A 20,643-nucleotide genomic window follows, 5' to 3' on the forward strand; every position below is an offset into this window, starting at 1 on the left:
GTGTGGTGACACAGACTGAGCCGGCGGCGGCCAGCAAAGCGTTTTCAAGCGAAGTGGGTACCGGTTCGCGTGAAGAAAACGCGTCAAAGCAAGAGTCCAGAGCCGCAGGCTCTGGAGAGGCCGCCCCGGCGCGTGAATGGCGTCCGCCGTCCTATTGGCCGTTCGTGATCCCGGCGCTGGTCGTGGTGCTGGCGGTGATCATCTTTCCGTGGGTGTTCACGATCTGGATGAGCCTGCAGGAATGGAAGGTTGGCTCGCCGACCGTCTTCGTCGGGCTCGCCAACTATTTGCGGCTGCCGACCGATCCGCGCTTCGTCGAGGCGGTCGGGCACACGCTGTCCTACACCGCGCTGTCGGTCGTGCTGCCGCTGGTGTTCGGCACGCTGGCAGCGGTGGTGTTCCATCAGAAATTCGCGGCACGCGGTTTCCTGCGCGGCATCTTCATCATGCCGATGATGGCGACCCCGGTGGCGATCGCGCTGGTGTGGACCATGATGTTTCACCCGCAGCTCGGCGTGCTCAACTATCTGCTGTCGCTGGTCGGCCTGCCGCCGCAGCTCTGGGTGTTCAACCCCGCGACGGTGATCCCCTCGCTGGTGCTGGTCGAGACCTGGCAATGGACGCCGCTGGTGATGCTGATCGTGCTCGGCGGCCTCGCCGCGATCCCGACCGAACCCTATGAAAGCGCGCAGATCGACGGCGCCAATTTCTGGCAGGTGTTCCGCTTCATCACGCTGCCCTTGATCATGCCGTTCCTGTTCATCGCCGGCATGATCCGCATGATCGACGCGGTGAAAAGCTTCGACATCATCTTCGCGATCACGCAAGGCGGGCCGGGCTCGGCGTCGGAGACCATCAACGTCTATCTCTACAGCGTCGCCTTCGTCTATTACGACCTCGGCTACGGCTCGGCGATCGCGGTGGTGTTCTTCCTCCTGATCGTGGCGCTGGCGGCGCTGCTGCTCTACCTGCGCAAGCGCCTGCTGTGGACATCTGAGCTCGGGGGCGAGGCATGAACCCGCGTCAGATAGCTTTGCGACAGATTCTGGGCCGGATCGGGCTTTGGCTGTCGGTGTTCGTCATCGTCTCGCCGGCGATCCTGTTCTTCCTCTGGATGGCCTCGCTGTCGCTCAAATTCGAGATCGACAACGCCTCCTATCCGCCGGTGTTCTTTCCGGAGCATATCGCCTGGAAGAACTATGCCGACGTGTTCGCCTCCAACCGGTTCCTGACCTATTTCAGCAACAGCCTTGTGGTCACCGGCTGCGCCACGGGACTTGCGATGCTGGTCGGCGTGCCCGCCGGCTACGGCATTGCGCGGATGGCGGCGCACAAATCGGCGATCGTGATCCTGATCGCCCGCATCACGCCGGGCCTGTCGTATCTGATCCCGCTGTTCCTGCTGTTCCAGTGGCTCGGCCTGCTCGGCACGCTGGTGCCGCAGATCATCATCCACCTCGTGGTGACGGTGCCGATCGTGATCTGGATCATGATCGGCTATTTCGAGACCACGCCGCTGGAGCTGGAGGAAGCTGCGCTGATCGACGGCGCGACGCGCTGGCAGGTGTTCCGCCATGTCGCGCTGCCGATCGCCAGGCCCGGGCTCGCGGTCGCCTTCATCCTCGCGGTGATCTTCTCCTGGAACAATTTCGTGTTCGGCATCGTGCTGGCCGGGCGCGAGACCCGCACGCTGCCGGTCGCGGTCTACAACATGATCTCGTTCGACCAGCTGAGCTGGGGCCCGCTCGCCGCCGCCGCATTGATCGTAACGGCGCCGGTGCTGCTGCTCACCGTGATGGCGCAGCGGCAGATCGTCGCCGGCCTCACCGCGGGCGCGGTGAAGGGCGGCTAGAGCGCGTACTCGTAAATCCGCCCGCCGAATGACGCCTGCGTTGCCGTCAGAAGCGGACAAACGACACGCGCTCGGTCATGTCGGCTGAGGCCAATAGCAGAAGCCGACGGCACCCGGCCCATTACGTCTGAGGACACTGAAATCTACATCTTGTCGATGATCGACGAACCACCGACTTCGGACGCGCTCTCTTTAGCAGCGGCCGCGACAATCGCGGGGATTACGTCCTCGGCACGATCAACGACAATGGGTTGAAGCAGGTGGTCCCTATGAAGGAAACCTGCGCTGCGTATGTGGTCCAGCATTGCCATCATCGGTGCCCAAAAACCTTTGATGTTCATCAGGACCATCGGCTTACGGTGCTGCCCAAGCTGGGCCCAAGTCATGATTTCCACGATTTCTTCGACGGTGCCGATGCCACCCGGAAGTGCCACGAAGGCATCAGAACGCTCAAACATTCTGTGTTTGCGTTCGTGCATGGTGTCTGTGATCGTCAAGTCTTCGAACATCTTGAGCGCATCAGTCGTCGTTTCCCAGTTTGTGAGAAATCTCGGAATGATCGCGCCGACCTTGCCGCCGTTGTTCAGTGTGCCGCGAGCGACCGCGCCCATCACACCATGGGTTCCGCCGCCGTAGATCAGCGTTAATCCCGATGCTGCAAGAGCGTGTCCCAATCGTTCGCCTGCCTCGACGTAGGCAACGTCGTGACCGGGCGAGGAGCCGCAATAGACGCAGACTGCTTTGATCGTGCTCATGTGGAGGATAAACGCGATGCACGGCCATAGCGTCAAGCTTGTTGTGCTCGCCAGAGTCCGCTTTGGGTCACAAAGGCGATATCCCTGACGTCGGGTCGCGTGTCTGCTTCGCCCCTGAATAAGCCTTGTAGCCCGGATGAAGCGCAGCGTAATCCGGGATTCTTGGCCTGCGTGAAGACCGGTCCCGGATTTCGCTTCGCTGCATCCGGGCTACGAAGTCTTCTCCTTCCCACACGCGTGAGAGGGAGCCCGGTGCCTTCGCGGTCGCATGCTCTACGCAGCGAGCGCCTCCAGCACTGCGGCTGAATCGGTGACCCAGCCGAAGATGCCGCCCTGGGCCTTGATCATCTTCAGGCCCATCTCGTGGAATTCCGGGAAGTAAGACGCGCAGCCGTCTGATATCACGACGCAGCGGTAGCCGCGGTCGTTGGCCTCGCGCACCGTGGTGTTGACGCAGACCTCGGTGGTGACGCCGCAGACCAGGAGATTCTCGATGCCGTATTTCTGCAGGATGTCGCCGAATTCGGTGGCGTAGAACGCGCCCTTGCCGGGCTTGTCGATCACGATCTCGCTGCCCTGCGGATAGAGCTCGGGAATGATGTCGTGCCCCGCCTCGCCGCGGATCAGGATTCGTCCCATCGGTCCGGGATCGCCGATCCGCAAGCGAGGCGCACCGCGCTCGACCTTCGCAGGCGGCGCGTCGGAAAGATCGGGCAGATGGCCCTCCCGGGTATGGACCACGAGCAGCCCGGCGGCGCGCACGGCCGCGAGCACTGCGGCAATCGGCTTCACCGCGCGGGCAAGCTGGCTGACGTCATTGCCGAGCGTCTCGCCGAAGCCCCCTCGCTCCATGAAGTCGCGCTGCATGTCGATGATGACGAGCGCGGTCCTGCTCCAGTCGAGCGTGATCGGCGCCGGCTCCGCCGCGATCGTCCCGCTTGAATTCGCCATGACGCATGCCCCGAATGCGAGAAAACCCGCATTTGATTAAGCAAAGCGCGTGCCATTGCGCAATGATGCGGCGCATCGCGGCGATCCCGATCAGCATGTGACCGTACGCCTGCATTTGCGCATTCTGCGATCTTGCTGGCATGATCGTTGCTAGCTGGGAGCCCGACGGGAGCCCGACCGAACGAAGGTCATCGTTCGCGAAATGACAGCCCATTTCAGACAGGCGGGAGGACAGGCATGAATGGACTTGGCGGTCTCAACAAATCACCAAATGGCGTGGTGATCGGACTGGTGCAGCTGCAGTTGCCTGTGGTTGCGACAAGGTCCGACCTGGCACGGCAGACGGAGCGCATCGTCTGGATGGTCGGCAAGGCGCGGCGCAACCTCGGAACCATGGACCTCGTCGTGTTCCCCGAATACTCGCTGCACGGCCTCTCGATGGATACCAATCCGGAGATCATGTGCCGGCTCGACGGGCCTGAAGTCGCGGCTTTCAAGCGGGCCTGCATCGAGAACAAGATCTGGGGCTGCTTCTCCATCATGGAGTTCAACCCGCACGGCAACCCCTACAATTCAGGGCTGATCATCGACGATCACGGCGATATCAAGCTGTACTACCGCAAATTCCATCCCTGGATTCCGGTCGAGCCGTGGGAGCCGGGCAATATCGGCATTCCCGTGATCGACGGACCGAAGGGCGCCAAGATTGCGCTGATCATCTGCCATGACGGCATGTTCCCGGAAATGGCGCGGGAATGCGCCTACAGGGGCGCGGAGATCATGATCCGCACCGCAGGCTACACCGCGCCGATCCGCGACAGCTGGCGCTTCACCAACCAGGCCAACGCGTTCCAGAACCTGATGGTGACGGCCAATGTCTGCATGTGCGGCTCGGACGGGTCGTTCGACTCGATGGGCGAAGGCATGATCGTCAATTTCGAAGGCAGCATCATCGCGCACGGCACCACGGGGCGGGCCGACGAGATCATCACCGCCGAGGTGCGGCCCGACCTCGTGCGCGAGGCACGGATCAATTGGGGCGTCGAGAACAACATCTATCAGCTCTGGCACCGCGGCTATGTCGCGGTGAAGGGCGGCGCGATGGATTGCCCCTACACGTTCATGCAGGACATGGTGTCCGGTCGCTTCCGCCTGCCCTGGGAAGATCAGGTCAAGATTACCGACGGCACGTCCTGCGGCTTTCCCGCACCGACACGGATGTTCGGCAAGACCGCGAAGGCCGCCGAGTAGCCGGCCCTTTGATGTGAGCATGATCTCTTCGGAAAACCGCTCCACACTTTTCCGGATCATGCTCTACTTGAAGAAGTGCACGAGGCCGATGCTCAAGCCCAGCAGCAGCATCAGCGACAGCGTGACGGCGGCCGTCACCCGGCCGCCGACGGTCGAGAGCACCCGCACATCGACGCCGAGCCCGAGCGCTGCCATCGAGACGACGGTGAGGATCGCCGCCGTCTTGGTCACCGGCGCGATCGCGATGTCAGGCACGAGCTGGAACGAGCGCAGCGCGGCCAGCACCAGGAAGCCGATGATGAACCAGGGCACCAGCTTGAACGGGCTGATCGAGGCGGCCTTCGAAGTGCCCTCCTTCGCAGCGCCGGCCTTGCGCCGCCGCGCCACCAGCAGCGAGAGGCCGATCACGATCGGGCCCAGCATCAATACCCGCACCAGCTTGACCAGCGTGCCGATCTGGGTCGAGACGATGCCGGCCGGCACGGTCGCCGCCAGCACCTGCGGCACGGCATAGACGGTGAGGCCGGCGAGGATGCCGTATTGCGTCGCCGTCAGCTTGAGCAGCGGAATCAAGAGCGGTAGGCCGAGCACCATCAGCACGCCGAGAATGGCGGTGAACGAGATCGACGAGGCGATGTCGTCGCCATCGGCCTCGATCACCGGCGCCACCGCCGCGATCGCCGAGTTGCCGCAGATCGAGTTGCCGCAGGCGATCAGGATCGCGAGCTTGGTCTTGAGGCCGAGCATCCGGCTGAGGCCGTAGCTCACCGCCAGCATGATCACGACGGTCACGGCGATGGCGCCGATCAGCAGCCCGCCCGAGGCCACGATCGCGGCAAAGCTGATGGAGGCGCCGAGCAGCATCACCGCGACCTCGAGCAGCTGCTTGGCGCTGAAGGCAATGCCCGAGCGCCAGCGCTCCGACGGCTCCCAGGCGGTGCGCACCGCCATGCCGAGCAGGATCGCGACGACGAGGGCCTCGATATAGGGATGGTCGAAAACGCGCTCCTCGGCGGCCTGGATGCCGAGCGAGATGACCGTGACGACCCCGCAGAGCAGAATCCCTGGAATGAGCTGGAATATGCGCCTCAGCGCCCCCTGCTTCTGCCCCTGGTCTTGTTCTTGTTCCGGCACAAAATCCTCTTTTCGGAGAAGATTTTATGCGCCAGTGCGCACCTCTTGGCTAATATATTTTCGGACTGCCCCGATAGAGAGAAGTTATGTCCCTCAACCTGCATCTGCTCCGCCTGTTCGCGGCCGTGGCGAGAACCGGAAGTTTCTCCCGCGCCGCCGACCTCCTGCACATCAGCCAGCCGGCGATCTCCAAGGGCGTGCGGGATTTCGAGCTGCAGGTCGGCTGCCGGCTGCTCGACCGCACGCCGAAGGGGGTGCGGCCGACCCGGGAGGGCGCGGCGCTGGCGCGGCATGCCGAGACGCTGTTCGCGGCCGAACGCGCCGCCGAGGACGAATTGCAGGCGCTGCGCAACCTCGACAGCGGGTCGCTGCGGATCGGCGCCAGCACCACGATCGCGACCTACATGATCCCGGAATATCTCGGCGTGTTCCACCGTGCCTTTCCCGGTATCGATCTGCATGTCGTGAGCGCCAACACCAGCGACATCGCCGCGCTGATGCTGGGACACGAGATCGAGATCGCGCTGGTCGAGGGGCCGGTCGAGGACGAGAATTTGGTCAGCGAAACCTGGCGTACCGACGTGATGGCGCTGATCGCGGGTCCGGATCATCGCTTCGCAGCGGTCCAGGGGCCGATCGACATCCGGTCGCTGAACGACGAGATCCTGATCGTCCGGGAACCCGGCTCAGGCACGCGCGAGGTGGTCGCGCAGGCGCTGGCCGCCCACCACGTCGAGCCGCAGCGGACGCTCGAGATCGGCAGTACCGAGGCGATCAAGCAGGCGGTGGCATCAGGTGTCGGCGTCGCTATCGTGTCGATCGCGACGATCGACGATCAGGTGAAGCTCGGAAAGCTGAAGGTGATCCCGATCAAGGGCGTCCATATCGAGCGCACGCTCTGGCAACTGAAATCGCCTGGCCGGCTGGACGTGCCGGCGGCGGTGGCGTTCGAGGGGATCATTCGGGAAGCGCAAACGGCGAAGACGGCGCCGCGCGGGCCTGCGGCTAGAGCGCGGCGAACAGACCCTGCGCCCAGGCAACGGCATGCTCGAAGCTGAACACGCCGGGCTCGAAATAGACGGCCCGTGCCAGCACGATGCCGACCACCAGCACCCAGAACACGCTGGTGCCCGCGGTCTTCAGCCATTTCGACACGCCCTCGCTCGCGATCGAGGGATCGACCGCGGGGACCGGCTCGCCGAAGGGATCGAATGCGGATTGGCTCATCGTCGTGACCATCAGGAATGTCAGGAGAATGTCGCGACGACGGGGGCGGAAGCAAGGGTAGTGGAATGCCTTTTGCGGCGGTTACTTGGAAGGACGTTTTCCGGTCTGAAAGCCGGGGAGCATTTCCTTCTCGGCGTCCCCTTCAGCCATCAACTATCGGTCACGCGCTGCGGCGCCACGCGTGGCAGCGTGATCCGCATGCGTGTCCCCAGGCCCGGGGCACTGTCGAGATGGAGCTCTCCGCCCAGCCGGTTCGTGACGATGTTATGAACGATATGGAGACCGAGCCCGATACGGCCGATGTCGCGGCGCGTGGTGAAGAAGGGATCGAAGGCCTGCCGCAGCACGTCGTCGTCCATCCCGCAACCGTTGTCGGCGAACAGGATCTCGACCTGGTCCGCGCCTGACGCGCGCAGCCGGATCGCGATGATGCCGCCCTTGCCATCCGGAAATGCGTGCGCCACCGAATTGACGAACAGGTTGGTCAGCACCTGGCCGTAGGGGCCGGGATAGCTGTTCATGGCAAGACCGGGCGGGCAATCGACCTCGAGCGCCAGGTTGTTCTTCGGCAAGGCCGGACGCAGGTTCGAGAGAACCTGCTCGGTCACCGCGGCGAGATCGAACTGGCTGCGGTCGAAATAGCTGCGATCGACGGCGACCTGCTTGAACGATTGCACCAGATCCGCCGCGCGCTTGAGGTTGCCGACAAGCAGCGACGAGGCGCTTTCGACGACCTCGATGAAATCGCTCAGGCTGGACCGCTTCAGCTTGCCGCGCGCAGCCTCGGCAGCGAAGTCGGCGCATTTCTGCTCCAGCACCGACGCGACGGTGAGACTGGTGCCGACCGGACTGTTGATCTCGTGCGCGACGCCGGCCACCAGCCGGCCCAGCGCCGCGAGCTTTTCCGCCTCGATCAGCGACGCCTGGGTCTCCTGCAGATGGTGCAACGCCTTCTCGGCTGCGTCGCGCGCGGCGCGGATCTCGCGTTCGCTGCGCTTGCGATCGGTGATCTCTTCGGCCGCAACGTTGACGCCGACGATGCTCCCGTTCGGTTCGCGCTGCGGATGCCAATGCGTGATCCAGCATCGCTCGTCATTGTGGCCGGGGCGCTGGCCGTAAACCTCCACGTCGGTCACGGGCTCTCCGGTCTCCATGATCGACCGAACGATACCTTCGACCGCCGAAGCCAGCGCGGGCACGCAATCGTGCACCGTACGCCCGAGGTGGCCTTCGACCGAAATGCCACAGATCTCGGTGAGACGCTGGTTGATCTGAAGGTAACGGCAATCGGGAGAGAGGTAGGCAAGACCGATCGGCGCAGTGTCGTAGATCAGCTGCAGCGCCGGTTGCTTTGGGAACTGAACGTCCTGGACGACGGACGACCTCATGTCCACTACCCCCCGTTGCACCAAGTCTAGCGCTTCACGTCCGGCCCGCAAATAGCCCAGCTGAGCCGGAAACGGTGGTCTGATCTGTCTGTACTCGACGGGGCGGGGCCGGCAGCGGCCCCTGGACCGGTACCTGCGGCGTGCTGACGCAACGTGGACAGCAAGCGCCCCTCAGCGAAGGCCTGCGAAGCGCGCAATTTTAGCTATTCACGACACCGTGCGGACGAAAATTCTCGATGAAGCGCAGCAGCACCCGCGCGCCGGTGTCGGCGTCGGCGAGCTCGACATGCTCGGCCGGATTGTGGCTGATCCCGCCGCGGCAGCGCACGAAGATCATGCCGATATCGGCGACATCCACCATCGCCATGCCGTCATGCCCCGCCCCGCTCGGCAGCTCGAACGCGGCATGGCCCTCGGCCGCAACGGCCTCGGCGATCTGCGTCTTGAGCCACGGCGCGCAGGGCACGCTGCGGTTCTCGTGGGTGACGTCGATCTGCAAGGCGAGGTCGCGGCGCTTTGCGATCGCCTCGATCTGCCGCACGATGTCGGCGACGGCGCGCTTGCGATGCATGTCGTTCTGCGAACGGATGTCCATGGTGAAGGACACCTTGCCCGGGATCACATTGGTGGCGCCCGGCATCGCGTTGACATAGCCGACGGTGCCGACGAGGCCTTGTTCGTCGGACTGGCAAAACTGTTCGATCGCAACGATGCATTCGGCAGCGCCCGCCAGCGCATCGCGCCGCAGCTTCATCGGCACCGTGCCGGCGTGGCCGGCGACGCCGGTGAGACTGGCGGCCAGCCGGGTCGCACCCGAAATCGCGGTGACGACGCCGACCGGCAGCGCCTTCTCCTCAAGCACGGGGCCCTGCTCGATGTGCAGCTCGACATAGCCGAGCAGCTCGCGGCGGGCGCGCGCCGCCTTGCCGATATGATCGGGCTCGAGGCCGAACTGGATCAGCGCATCGCGCATCGACGTGCCGGCGCGGTCGCGCGTGTTGAGCACGCTCTCGTCGAAGGTGCCGGCGACCGCGCGGCTGCCGAGCAGGGTCGAGGCGAAGCGCACGCCCTCCTCGTCAGCAAAGCCCACGATCTCGATCGCGAACGGCAGCCGCCTGCCGCGCCGGTTCAGATCGGCGACGCAGGCGATTGCGGTGATGACGCCAAGCGGGCCGTCCCATCGGCCGGCGTCGCGCACGGTGTCGTAATGCGAGCCGAGCATCAGCGCCGGCAGGCCCGGCCGCTCGCCCTCATAGCGGCCGCAGACATTGCCGATGGCATCGAGATGCGCGCTCATGCCAGCCTCGCGCATCCAGGACAGGATGAGATCGGCCGCCTTGCGGTGCTCGTCGGTGAGGAAGACTCGCGCCAGATGCTCCGGCGTCTCGGAGATCGTCGCGAGCTGATCGATCCGCGCCACGATCTCTTCGCCAAGCGAAGACGGTTTCGAGGACGGTTTTGTCTCGCTCATGCTGTTTCCCATCAGTCCAACGCGGCCGCCGGAGCCCGCTTCACTCGTAGCAGGCCCGATCCGATTGACCAGCCGGCAAATGGCGCGTCGCGCGCAGGTCCCGACCGGGCGTGCACGGGCTGTCCAGCGGTTAGCGACTGCTTAACGGCATTGCATACAACAGCGATCGATCGCTCATAAAATAGGCAAATCGATCTGGATCAGCTTCCGAGACTTCTGGACCTGATCACCATTCCTACGTGCATTCAACCACTTACGGAGGAATGACCGCCAAACATGCTCTGGCATGAAGCTTGCGACACTTCCCTCAAGCTCCGCCGTCGGGCGGCTGCGACAAGGACAGGCGGGCCGGACCCGCCGGAGGGAGCAGGCGATGGATTTTGGCAGGATTTCAAGAAGGCATTTATTGCAGGGGAGCGCCGCACTGGCGCTCGGCAGCACGCTCGGCATTCGTGGCGCGGCCGCAGCCGAAACCACGATCGGCTTCATCTATGTCGGGTCGCGCGACGACTACGGCTACAACCAGGCCCACGCGCAAGGAGCCGCGGCGGTGAAGAAGCTTCCCGGCATCAAGGTCGTCGAGGAAGAAAAGGTGCCGGAGACCGATGCAGTCGAGAAGACCATCGAGTCCATGATCAATCTCGACGGCGCCACGCTCATGTTCCCGACCTCGTTCGGTTACTACAACCCGCACGTCCTCAAGATGGCGGGCAAGTTTCCAAAACTGCATTTCGAGCATTGCGGCGGGCTGTGGTCCGACAAGGACCCGAAGAACGCGGGCAGCTATTTCGGCTATATCGACGAGGCGCAGTACATCTCCGGCATCGTCGCCGGCTATTCGACCAAGAGCGGCAAGCTCGGCTTCGTCGCCGCCAAGCCGATCCCGCAGGTGCTGCGCAACATCAACGCATTCACGCTCGGCGCCCGGCTCGCCAATCCAAAGGCGACCACGCAGGTGATCTTCACCGGCGACTGGTCGATGCCGGTCAAGGAGGCCGAGGCGACCAACAGCCTGATCGACCAGGGCGTCGACGTGCTGACCTGCCATGTCGACGGACCGAAGACGATGGTCGAGAACGCCGCGCGCCGCGGCGCTTTCGTCTGCGGCTATCACGTCAACCAGTCGCCGCTGGCGCCGAAGGCCTATCTCACCGGCGCCGAGTGGAATTGGGAGGCGCTCTACCCGAAATTCGTCAAGATGATCACCGCGGGCGAAGCGATCCCGAACTTCTATCGCGGCGGCCTCAAGGAAGAGATCGTCAAGGTGTCGCCCTACGGCGAAATGGTCTCGGCCGAGGCGCGCAAGCATGCCGACGACGTCAAGGCCAAGTTCATGACCGGCGAGTACGCGATCTTCAAGGGCCCGCTCGTCGACAACAAGGGCAAGACGGTGATCGCTTCCGGCACCGATCGCGGCCAGCAGGATCCCGAGCTCGAGAAGATGGACTATCTCGTCGAGGGCGTGATCGGAGCCACCGCGTGACGACCGAGACGGCGGAATCGGTGGAGGCGGCCGGCATCGCTCCGGCCGCCGATCCCGGATTCCTCCAGCGCCACGGCGCGAGCATCGAATACATCCTGATCCCGGCCGCGGCGCTGGTCGGCGCGCTCGCGGTGTTCGGCGGTTTTGTCGCGCTGTACGGCAAGAACCCGCTCGATCTGTATTTCTACATGTATTACGGCGCGTTCGGCACCGCCTTCTCCTGGCAGAACACGCTGACCCGCGCCGCACCGCTGATCCTGACCGCGCTGTGCACGGCGCTGCCGGCGCAGCTCGGCATGGTGATCATCGGCGGCGAAGGCGCGCTGCTGATCGGCGCGCTGTCGGCGACCGCGGCCGCGCTGGCGCTGCAAGGCGCGGCGCCGATCGTGGTGCAGCTCGCGATGGTGATCGCGGGCATGATCGGCGGCGGCCTCTGGATCACGCTGTCGGGCGGCCTGCGGCAATATCGCGGGGTCAACGAGACGATCTCGAGCCTGCTGCTGGTCTATATCGCGCTTGCGATTCTGAACCATCTGGTCGAGGGCCCGATGCGCGATCCGGCGAGCCTGAACAAGCCGTCGACGCGCGAGATCGGCGCCGCCAACATGATCGGCACCATTCCCGGCACCGACGTGCATTGGGGCCTGGTGTTCGGCCTCGTCGCGGCCGTTGCCGCCTACATCCTGATCTATCACACCACCTTCGGCTTCGCGGCGCGCGTTGCCGGCGGCAACATCCGCGCCGCCAAGATCGTCGGCCTCAGCGTCGGCAAGCTGATCCTGACCGTCTGCTTCCTCGCCGGCAGTTGCGCCGGGCTAGCCGGCATGATCGAGGTCGCGGCGGTGCAGGGCCGCACCAACGCCAACCTCGCCGCCGGTTACGGCTTCACCGGCATCCTGGTCGCGTTCCTGGCGCGGCAGAATCCGCTCGCGATCATTCCGGTGGCGATCCTGCTCGGCGGCATCTCGGCTTCCGGCGGCCTGTTGCAGCGGCGGCTCGGCCTGCCCGACGCCTCCGTGCTGGTGCTGCAAGGCATCATCTTCGTGTTCGTGCTGGCCAGCGACGCGCTCTATGGACGGATCGGATTCCTGAAGGGAAAGTCCTGACATGGCGGACGCATCGCTCGGGCTCTGGACCGTTCCGCTGGCCGTGTTCGGCGGCGCCATCCGCGTCTCGACGCCGTTCCTGTTCGTCAGCCTCGGCGAGTGCATCACCGAGCGAAGTGGCCGCATCAATCTCGGCCTCGAGGGCACGCTGGTGATGGGCGCAATGAGCGCCTACGGCATCTCCTATCTGTCGGGCTCGCCGTGGCTCGGGGTGCTTGCGGCCGGCATCACCGGCGCCCTGTTCGGCGCGCTGCATGCCGGGATCTGCTCGCTGCCGCGGGTCAACGACATCGCGGTCGGCATCGCGCTGATGCTGCTCGGCACTGGTTTGGCGTTCTTCCTCGGCAAGCCGCTGATCGAGCCGACCGCGGCCCGGCTGCCGGCGATCGATTTCGGCTGGTGGAGCGACGTGCCGCAGGTGCGCGCGGCGCTGCGCATCAACGTGCTGTTCCTGATCGGCGTCGCGATCGCGCCGCTGCTCTACTGGGCCTTCAGGACCACGCGCTGGGGCCTCTTGATCCGCACCGCCGGCGAGAGCGCGGATGCGGCACGCGCGATGGGCCATTCGGTGCTGCTGATCAGGTTGCGCGCCACCATGGTCGGCGGCTTCCTCGCCGGCATCGGCGGCTCGTTCCTGTCGCTGTTCTATCCCGGCAGCTGGAACGAAGGCCTTTCCTCGGGACAGGGCATCACCGCGGTGGCACTGGTGATCTTCGCGCGCTGGGACCCGATGCTGTGCCTGTGGGCGTCGCTCGCCTTCGGCGGCGCGGCCGCGCTCGGGCCCGCGCTGCAATCGGTCGGCATCACCTCCGGCTATCATTTGTTCAACGCCGCGCCCTACATCCTGACGCTGGCGATCATGATCATCACCTGCTCGCCGAAGCGCACGCTGACCGGCGCGCCCGCCGAATTGTCCATCACCCGATAGCATCTCGAAAGATCATTTCATGCCCGAGCGCTTCATCAAGTCCGAGCCCTACGCCTGGCCCTACAATGGCGATCTGCGGCCAGAGAATACCGCGCTCATCATCATCGACATGCAGACCGATTTCTGCGGCGTCGGCGGCTATGTCGACAAGATGGGCTACGACCTGTCGCTGACGCGGGCGCCGATCGAGCCGATCAGGAAGCTGCTCGCGGTGATGCGCGCGCAGGGCTTTCACATCATCCATACGCGCGAGGGGCACCGGCCTGATCTGACCGACCTGCCCGCCAACAAGCGCTGGCGCTCGCGCCAGATCGGCGCCGGCATCGGCGACCCCGGCCCCTGCGGCCGCATCCTGGTGCGCGGCGAACCCGGCTGGGAGATCATTCCCGACCTCGCGCCGCTGCCGGGCGAGCCAATTATCGACAAGCCCGGAAAAGGCTCGTTCTGCGCTACCGACCTCGAGCTGATGCTGCGGCTGCGCGGCATCGAGAACATCGTGCTGACCGGCATCACCACCGACGTCTGCGTCCACACCACCATGCGCGAGGCCAACGACCGCGGCTTCGAGTGCGTGTTGGTCGAGGACTGTTGCGGCGCGACCGACCGGAGCAACCACGACCACGCGCTGAAGATGATCAAGATGCAGGGCGGTGTGTTCGGCGCGGTGACCAGATCCGCCGACCTGATCGGGGCGCTGTCGTGATCATCGGCGAGCCGCCCGCACCATCAGGCGCGTTCGGCGTCGATGCCATCGCCATGACGATGCGGTTCGGCGATTTCACAGCGCTCGACAATGTCGAGCTCAAGGTGCGTCCCGGCTCGTTCCACGCGCTGCTCGGCGAGAACGGCGCGGGCAAGAGCACGCTCGTGAAATGCATTATGGGCTATTACCACGCCACCGAAGGCGACATCCTGGTCGGCGGCCGCCAGCAGGCCATTGCCAATCCGAAGGACGCGCATGCGCTCGGGCTCGGCATGGTCTACCAGCATTTCACGCTGGTGCCAGCGATGACGGTTGCCGAGAATTTGGTGCTGGCGCGCGACGACGTTCCTGCCGTGGTCGACTGGCGCGAGGAGAAGAAGGAGCTCGAGGCCTTCCTGGTGCGGATGCCGTTCAAGGTGCCGCTCGACGCAAAAGTATCCGACATCTCCGCCGGCGAGCGGCAGAAATGCGAGATCCTCAAGCAGCTGTATCTGAAGCGGCGCTTCCTGATCCTGGACGAGCCGACCTCGGTGCTGACACCGGGCGAAGCCGACGAGGTGCTCGGCATGCTGCGCGCGATGGTGGTCGCGGGCGAACTCACCATCCTGATGATCACGCACAAGTTCCGCGAGGTGATGGCCTTTGCTGACGAGGTGACCATCCTGCGCCGCGGCAAGCTTGCCGGCACCGGCCGGGTTGCCGAGCTGACGCCGGATGAGATGGCCCGCACCATGATCGGCGCCGAGCAGCTGACGGTGCAACCGCCGCGCACCGGCGAGACCGGCGCGGCCCGGCTCGAGCTCGACGGGCTCACCGCGCTTGACGATGCCGGCGCGATCGCCGTGCACGGCGTGTCGCTGACCGTGAAGAGCGGCGAGATTGTCGGCATCGCCGGCGTCTCCGGCAACGGCCAGCGCCAGCTCGTGGAGGTGTTGGCCGGCCAGCGCGAGGCCGAGAGCGGCACCATCCGCGTCCAGGGCGAGACCTATGCGGCGAGCCGCGCGGAGATGCGCCGCCACAGGATGTCGCTGTTGCCGGAAGAGCCGCTGAAGAATGCCTGCGTCGGCGGCATGAGCGTCGCCGACAACATCGCATTCCGCGAGTTCGATCGCGCCCCGTTCGCGCGCGGCGGCTGGTGGCTGAACCGCGCCGCCTTCCGCAACGACGCCGAGCGCAAGATCAACCGCTACAAGATCAAGACCCGCACGCCGGAGACGCCGATCGCGGCGCTGTCGGGCGGCAATGTGCAGCGCGCGGTGCTGGCGCGCGAGCTTTCGGGCGATGTCGAGGTGCTGATCGCCGCCAACCCCTGCTTCGGACTCGACTTCGCGGCAGTGGCGCAAATCCACGCCGAGATCATGGCCGCCCGCAATCGCGGCGCAGCGGTGCTGTTGGTCAGTGAGGATCTCGATGAGCTCCTGGAGCTGTCGGATCGGCTGGTCGTGATGTTCCACGGCGCGTTCGTGCATGAGGCCCGCGCCAGCGAGGCCGACCTCACCGAGATCGGCCGGCACATGGCAGGCCATTGACCATCCGCGTCAAGCGAAGCAATCCATTGTTCCGCGTACGCGGGATCTCGCAATGGCGAACAGCTCTGGCCTCACAAAGATGTCGTCCCTGCGAAAGCAGGGACCCATAACCACGAATGCTGATTGTTGCGCAGCGCTGGAACGACGAATCCCGTTCACAACATCCGCCGCGGCGTATGGGTCCCTGCTCCCGTGCGCAATTGCGCACTAGGCAGGGACGACACCGGAGTTTGTGGCGCGCGATCCGGCAAGATCCCGCCATTGCAATGACGAAGCTGGCTGCGCTCCGCGTCACATCGGGGCAAACCTACCCGATCTCGAACGCGTGTTCCGCGAGATGCTTCAGATTGGCGTGCCAATGCTCGGCGATCGCAAGCCGGGTCGGCACCCAGACATACTCGTGCTTCTGGATGTAGTCGAGAAAGCGCATCAGCGCGGCGGCGCGGCCGGGACGCCCGACGACACGGCAATGCAGGCCGATCGACATCATCTTCGGTGAGGTCGCGCCCTCGGCATAGAGCACGTCGAAACTGTCTTTCAGGTAAGTGTAGAACTCCTCGCCGCCGCCGAAGCCCTGCGCGTTGATGAAGCGCATGTCGTTGGCATCGAGCGTATAGGGGATCACGAGATGCGGCTCGGTGCCTGGCGCCTTGATCCAGTACGGCAAATCGTCGGCATAGGAGTCGCAGAGATAACGGAGGCCACCCGCCTCCATCAAAAGCCGCATCGTGTTGATCGAGGAGCGGCCGGTGTACCAGCCGAGCGGCCGCGCGCCTGTCGCCTCGGTGTGCACGGCAATGGCGCGGGCGATCTCCTCGCGCTCCTCGTCCTCCGACATGTCCTTGTGCTCGACCCAGCGCAGGCTGTGGCTGGCGATGTCCCAGCCCGCCTCCTGCATCGCGGCGACGACGTCCGGATTGCGTTTCAGCGCCGTCGCGACGCCGAACACCGTGGCCGGCAGCTTCCGCTCGGTGAACATCCGCCACAGCCGCCAGAAGCCGGCGCGCGAGCCATATTCGAACATCGTTTCGATATTGGCGTGACGCTGCCCGACCCAGGGCTGCGCGCCGAGCACGTCGGACAGGAACGCTTCCGAGGCGCGATCACCGTGCAGGATGTTGTTCTCGCCGCCCTCCTCGAAATTGACCACGAATTGCACGGCGATGCGCGCCGCGTCGGGCCATTTCGGATCGGGCGGATTGCGGCCGTAGCCGCGGAGATCGCGCGGATAGCGGGCCTCGGTCACATCAGATTTCCTCGAAGCGGATGTTCTGCGCGCCCTTCCACAACACGGTCTTGCCGAAGGCGGTGAGGTTCTCCAGCCCCGAGGTCAGCGTGATGAAATGATTGCCGGCGAGCTGGCCCATCTTGCTGGCGAAATGCACGCCGCCATAGGCGAGCAGGATCTCGGTCTCGCTGATGCCGCCGGGATAGAGGATGATCTGGCCCGGCGCCGGATAGCTGGTGTGGTTCTCGTAGGACACGCCGAAGTCGAGGTCGCCGAGCGGCATCCAGACGCCCTCGCCGCTCCAGCGCACGTGGATCGCCTGGCTCTCGAACGGCATCGCCTTGCGGAACGCGGCGACCGTCTTCGGCGCGAGCTGCTCCTCGAAACGGGCGTCAAAGGTGAACTCGCCGGCGCGGACAATCAGTTTGCTCATCGATCTCTCGTGGGTGGGCCAAGAAGTGATGTCCCAACCATTGCCGCCGGCCCGGGCCGGACGCAAGGCCGATTCCGGCCCGGGAAGCCGGTTTTTCGCCGCTCGGCGGCCTTCAACGCAGATTTGAGCAGAGTTGCGTTGCGCGGCGCCTTCCCGTTTGCGAGCCTGCGCGGATACGTCGAACAGGGTGACTTTGATGACAGCAAGCGGTCTGCACGGACATGTGGCGCTGGTGACCGGCGGATCGCGCGGCATTGGTGCGGCGATCGTCAAGATGCTGGCGGATGCCGGCGCCGCCGTCGCCATCAATTATCGCGAGCGCTCGGCCGAGGCGGAGACGCTGGCGAAGGGCATCATTGCCGCCGGCGGCCGCGCCGTCGCGATCGCCGCCGACGTCTCGGAAGCCGCCGCCGTCGCCACGCTGGTCGAGCGCGCCAAATCCGGGCTCGGCCCGGTCGACATCCTCGTCAACAATGCCGGGATCGCCATCGTCAGGGGTATCGACGAGCTCACCGAGGAGGATTTCGACCGCACCATCACGGTCAATCTCAAATCGGCGTTCCTGTGCACTCAGGCGGTGCTGCCGATGATGCGCACCCGGAAATGGGGCCGCATCGTCAACATCTCCTCCGGCGCTGCGCGCGGCGCCGGCTCGATCGGGCCACACTACAACGCATCCAAGGCGGCGATGGAGGGGATGACCCGCGGCTATGCCGCACGCCTCGTCAAGGAGGGCATCACGGTCAATGCCGTCGCGCCCTCGCTGATCGAGACCGACATGATGAAGGGACAGAGCGAGCTGGTCAGCCGCATTCCGATGGGCCGTTTCGGCACCGCCGAGGAGGTCGCGCAGGCCGTGATGCTGCTGGTCAATAATCCCTACATGACCGGACAGACCATCGCGATGAGCGGCGGCATGGCGTTCAACTAGGACGCGGCCTCATCAGCGCGCAGCCATAGCCTGATCGATGCGAGTTGAACGACGGCAAGGTAGCTGGCGGCGAGCTTGTCATAGCGCATTGGTCGCGGGATCATCGCGCCTGCGGTACGAATGAGTGATCGAGGCGTGAGAGATCGTCGCCTGAGATGAGTGCATCTGGCCCAGCAGCGGCAGAGACGTGTGCATCCCTGCCGGTTCCACCGATTGCTCCCGGTGTCCTGTCTCTTGGGTTTGGCAAATGTTCGTTTCATCGGCACGAAACGATTGATTTCGCCGAGTGGGAACACGTTGCCAAGAAGCCACAGCGATTGAAGGGAATGGAGATTGGAGGCGTCATTCTCGTGGCGGCGCACGCGCTCGCGGCTTATTGGTTAGGGACAGATCGGGCAGCATGTCATTTCCAGCCCGGCAGTTTTGTTTCAGACGCTTGATTGATCAGAGCTGGAATTGGCATCAGCCAATTTCAGAAGCCATGGAGCTTGTCGCGAAATGAATTTCGATAATCAAACCAGATCTTCTTATTCGAACCACACACATTCAGCATCAGTGACCTCCGCCGATAAACCGAATGAGGGCCAGGACGGCGAAACACGCTTTGGATTTAGGGCAACGGACTTGATCGTATACCCTGCGCACGGCGTCGGCCAAATTGTAGCGATTGAGGAACAGACGGTGGCGGGGGCTTGCCTCGAGTTCTTTGTCGTCTATTTCGCGAAGAGCAAGATGACGCTACGCGTTCCGACGAGGAAGGCGGCAAACGCCGGAATGCGTCAACTGTCCGATCCCGTTTCCATCGAGCACGTGCGACGAATCCTGGGGCAGGCGCCGCACAAAGCGCGGGGTAATTGGTCCCGACTTGCTCAAGAATACGAAAGCAAGATCAATTCGGGCAATATTGTCGCTATCGCGGAGGTCATGCGCGATCTGTATCGGCCCGCGGTCAATCCCGAGCAGAGCTACAGCGAACGACAGCTGTACGCTGCGGCTGTCGAGCGCCTGTCCGGAGAAGTGGCGCTCGTCAGCGGCATTACTGAAGAAGAAGCCGTCAAGGAGCTTGAAAGCCTCATCAATGCTGAGGTCAGGCGGAGCGCATAGAGACTGGTCGCACCTCCTCGGAACGTCTGCGTCCGGTCCCGGCCGACGTTCCGGCGCCGCCGGCCAGATATGATTTCCTAGGATGGCCGTTCGACGAAGGCGACGGTCTTATTGCTATAGGTCCATATCGCGCCGTCGCGTTTGCTGATCCCGAGAAAGGCGGTCTTTGTACCGGCATATTTCATGTCGCGATTGCCCCCGTCGATGCCATAGGCCCATGGGTCGAGGCACAGAAACTCGGTGATCTTGCCGTCGGCTCCCGATGTGCGGTGGCCGACGATGCCCACATAATGGGCGCCGCCGAGGGAAGCCCGCACCGGCACCTTGTTTTCGAGATTCTTGATTGTCCAATCCACCGCTTTGCTGGGATCGCGGCCCGCGCTCACCTGGTCGCGCGCCGTCGGTTCGGCCATTTTCCAGCCCATATAGCGGACAAACACGATCTTGATGATCGAACCGCACCAATATTCATTGTTCACTGCCTTGAGGAAACCGCCATTGTTCTGGTTCCACGGCAGCTTGCTCTTCTTGTAGTTTTCCATCGACGCGTCAGCGGTCGCCGCCAGGGTGGGAAGGGTGTGCAGCTGTTCATCCACCAGCATTTCATAGACGCGATGGCGGCCGTCCAATTCGTCGCTGGCGTCCTGATTGCTGTAGAACTTGCGATAGGCGGCGGGTGCTTTGGCCGCCGTCGTGACGGTGTGGAAATAGTGCCAGATTAAATCGGTTTTCCACGAGGGATCGCGGACATGGGTGTCGGACATGGAGAGGGTCCATATAAGGCATTCGGCTGCGGCGGCTTCGCGGTCTTGTCCCGCTTGCGGTTGGACCAGCCGCGCTGAATAGTTAGTCCCCGCTAGATTGATGACGGTTCAACGTGGACTTGGTGACGCCCAATCGCGTCTTGGCAGGAACATGATCAAACAGACCGCTTCGGAAGTACCCGCCGCATGAACCAATCTCGATCTCCTGTTGTGCATCGCATGAGCCGGGGCTTGGCCCGCAGCCGAAGATCGCTTTAACCATCACAATGTCGGCTCAATGGTGCGGAGCGGACCTTGCCTGTTCCGGCGCAGGCGGCTCAAAATGCCCCACCGAGGAGCGCTTTGGCCGCGATGTGCCCGAAAGCGGACGCGTTACTTTGAGTTTTGTCGTTCGTGACCCCAAGG

The 20,643-nt window shown here is 64.2% G+C and carries 20 protein-coding genes and 1 pseudogene; 11 read left to right on the forward strand and 10 right to left on the reverse strand.

The features are described 5' to 3' along the window. The first annotated feature begins 53 nt into the window (after positions 1-53). Positions 54-1,016, forward strand: coding sequence for a carbohydrate ABC transporter permease (locus PMN64_RS06030; protein ID WP_411780077.1), 963 nt, complete (start codon positions 54-56; stop codon positions 1,014-1,016). After that, positions 1,013-1,852 (forward strand): carbohydrate ABC transporter permease, encoded by an 840-nt coding sequence (locus tag PMN64_RS06035; RefSeq protein ID WP_411780046.1) that lies wholly within the window; start codon positions 1,013-1,015, stop codon positions 1,850-1,852. Before PMN64_RS06030 ends, PMN64_RS06035 begins: the two co-directional genes overlap by 4 nt. A gap of 143 nt (positions 1,853-1,995) precedes the next feature. On the opposite strand, the gene PMN64_RS06040 is transcribed toward PMN64_RS06035, so the two are convergent. Next, entirely contained in the window at positions 1,996-2,607 is a 612-nt protein-coding gene (locus PMN64_RS06040) for a TIGR00730 family Rossman fold protein (protein WP_411780047.1), read from the reverse strand. A gap of 273 nt (positions 2,608-2,880) precedes the next feature. Then, positions 2,881-3,558 (reverse strand): cysteine hydrolase family protein, encoded by a 678-nt coding sequence (locus tag PMN64_RS06045; RefSeq protein ID WP_411780048.1) that lies wholly within the window; start codon positions 3,556-3,558, stop codon positions 2,881-2,883. Between the two features lie 237 nt (positions 3,559-3,795). On the opposite strand from PMN64_RS06045, the gene PMN64_RS06050 reads away from it, so the two are divergent. Next, positions 3,796-4,809, forward strand: a complete 1,014-nt coding sequence (locus PMN64_RS06050) for a formamidase (protein ID WP_411780049.1) — start codon at positions 3,796-3,798, stop codon at positions 4,807-4,809. 63 nt (positions 4,810-4,872) lie between these two features. Here PMN64_RS06050 and PMN64_RS06055 read toward each other — a convergent pair whose 3' ends face one another. Next, on the reverse strand, positions 4,873-5,943 hold the full coding sequence (locus PMN64_RS06055; RefSeq protein WP_411780050.1) for a YeiH family protein: 1,071 nt from the start codon (positions 5,941-5,943) through the stop codon (positions 4,873-4,875). An 86-nt stretch (positions 5,944-6,029) separates the two neighbouring features. Here PMN64_RS06055 and PMN64_RS06060 point away from each other — a divergent pair, with 86 nt between their 5' ends. Further along, positions 6,030-7,001 (forward strand): LysR substrate-binding domain-containing protein, encoded by a 972-nt coding sequence (locus PMN64_RS06060; protein ID WP_411780051.1) that lies wholly within the window; start codon positions 6,030-6,032, stop codon positions 6,999-7,001. On the opposite strand, the gene PMN64_RS06065 is transcribed toward PMN64_RS06060, so the two are convergent. The 3 genes from PMN64_RS06065 to PMN64_RS06075 form a co-directional block, all read right to left on the reverse strand. Beyond that, positions 6,949-7,170, reverse strand: a complete 222-nt coding sequence (locus tag PMN64_RS06065; protein ID WP_038377517.1) for a hypothetical protein — start codon at positions 7,168-7,170, stop codon at positions 6,949-6,951. The genes PMN64_RS06060 and PMN64_RS06065 overlap by 53 nt on opposite strands. Positions 7,171-7,319: 149 nt before the next feature. Next, complete coding sequence (locus PMN64_RS06070) at positions 7,320-8,558, reverse strand: ATP-binding protein (RefSeq protein WP_411780052.1); 1,239 nt, start codon at positions 8,556-8,558, stop codon at positions 7,320-7,322. 199 nt (positions 8,559-8,757) lie between these two features. Continuing rightward, positions 8,758-10,029 (reverse strand): allantoate amidohydrolase, encoded by a 1,272-nt coding sequence (locus tag PMN64_RS06075; RefSeq protein ID WP_411780053.1) that lies wholly within the window; start codon positions 10,027-10,029, stop codon positions 8,758-8,760. A gap of 373 nt (positions 10,030-10,402) precedes the next feature. Between PMN64_RS06075 and PMN64_RS06080 the strand changes: the two genes are divergently transcribed. From PMN64_RS06080 to PMN64_RS06100, 5 genes are read left to right on the forward strand one after another with little or no spacing between them, the layout of a single operon-like run. Continuing rightward, positions 10,403-11,512, forward strand: a complete 1,110-nt coding sequence (locus tag PMN64_RS06080) for a BMP family ABC transporter substrate-binding protein (protein WP_028339444.1) — start codon at positions 10,403-10,405, stop codon at positions 11,510-11,512. After that, positions 11,509-12,618: an ABC transporter permease gene (locus PMN64_RS06085; RefSeq protein ID WP_028339445.1), complete on the forward strand. Its 1,110-nt coding sequence runs from the start codon at positions 11,509-11,511 to the stop codon at positions 12,616-12,618. The genes PMN64_RS06080 and PMN64_RS06085 overlap by 4 nt, the downstream gene beginning before the upstream one ends. Position 12,619: 1 nt before the next feature. After that, a complete protein-coding gene (locus PMN64_RS06090; RefSeq protein ID WP_028339446.1) occupies positions 12,620-13,546 on the forward strand; it encodes an ABC transporter permease in 927 nt (308 codons plus the stop codon). A gap of 19 nt (positions 13,547-13,565) precedes the next feature. After that, on the forward strand, positions 13,566-14,249 hold the full coding sequence (locus PMN64_RS06095; RefSeq protein WP_028339447.1) for a cysteine hydrolase family protein: 684 nt from the start codon (positions 13,566-13,568) through the stop codon (positions 14,247-14,249). Beyond that, entirely contained in the window at positions 14,246-15,778 is a 1,533-nt protein-coding gene (locus tag PMN64_RS06100; RefSeq protein WP_028339448.1) for an ABC transporter ATP-binding protein, read from the forward strand. The genes PMN64_RS06095 and PMN64_RS06100 overlap by 4 nt, the downstream gene beginning before the upstream one ends. 307 nt (positions 15,779-16,085) lie before the next feature. Here PMN64_RS06100 and puuE read toward each other — a convergent pair whose 3' ends face one another. Both puuE and PMN64_RS06110 read right to left on the reverse strand, forming a co-directional pair. Then, on the reverse strand, positions 16,086-17,024 hold the full coding sequence (gene puuE / locus PMN64_RS06105) for an allantoinase PuuE (RefSeq protein ID WP_411780054.1): 939 nt from the start codon (positions 17,022-17,024) through the stop codon (positions 16,086-16,088). Position 17,025: 1 nt separating this feature from the next. Then, a complete protein-coding gene (locus PMN64_RS06110) occupies positions 17,026-17,439 on the reverse strand; it encodes a DUF3830 family protein (RefSeq protein ID WP_016843084.1) in 414 nt (137 codons plus the stop codon). A 196-nt stretch (positions 17,440-17,635) separates the two neighbouring features. Between PMN64_RS06110 and PMN64_RS06115 the strand changes: the two genes are divergently transcribed. Continuing rightward, positions 17,636-18,370: an SDR family NAD(P)-dependent oxidoreductase gene (locus PMN64_RS06115; RefSeq protein WP_411780055.1), complete on the forward strand. Its 735-nt coding sequence runs from the start codon at positions 17,636-17,638 to the stop codon at positions 18,368-18,370. Here PMN64_RS06115 and PMN64_RS06120 read toward each other — a convergent pair. Then, positions 18,367-18,456 (reverse strand): annotated as a pseudogene (locus tag PMN64_RS06120) (IS5/IS1182 family transposase); the annotation flags it as partial. The gene PMN64_RS06115 and the pseudogene PMN64_RS06120 overlap by 4 nt on opposite strands. Before the next feature lie 412 nt (positions 18,457-18,868). Between PMN64_RS06120 and PMN64_RS06125 the strand changes: the two are divergent. Beyond that, positions 18,869-19,474, forward strand: coding sequence for a CarD family transcriptional regulator (locus PMN64_RS06125; protein ID WP_411780056.1), 606 nt, complete (start codon positions 18,869-18,871; stop codon positions 19,472-19,474). Between the two features lie 77 nt (positions 19,475-19,551). On the opposite strand, the gene PMN64_RS06130 is transcribed toward PMN64_RS06125, so the two are convergent. Then, the gene (locus PMN64_RS06130) at positions 19,552-20,238 is read right to left on the reverse strand and encodes a hypothetical protein (protein WP_028339452.1); all 687 of its coding nucleotides are present in this window, start codon (positions 20,236-20,238) and stop codon (positions 19,552-19,554) included. Between the last annotated feature and the right edge of the window lie 405 nt (positions 20,239-20,643).

Origin of the sequence: Bradyrhizobium sp. UFLA01-814 (assembly GCF_046718885.1) — a bacterium.
Classification (GTDB): Bacteria; Pseudomonadota; Alphaproteobacteria; order Rhizobiales; family Xanthobacteraceae; genus Bradyrhizobium; species Bradyrhizobium elkanii.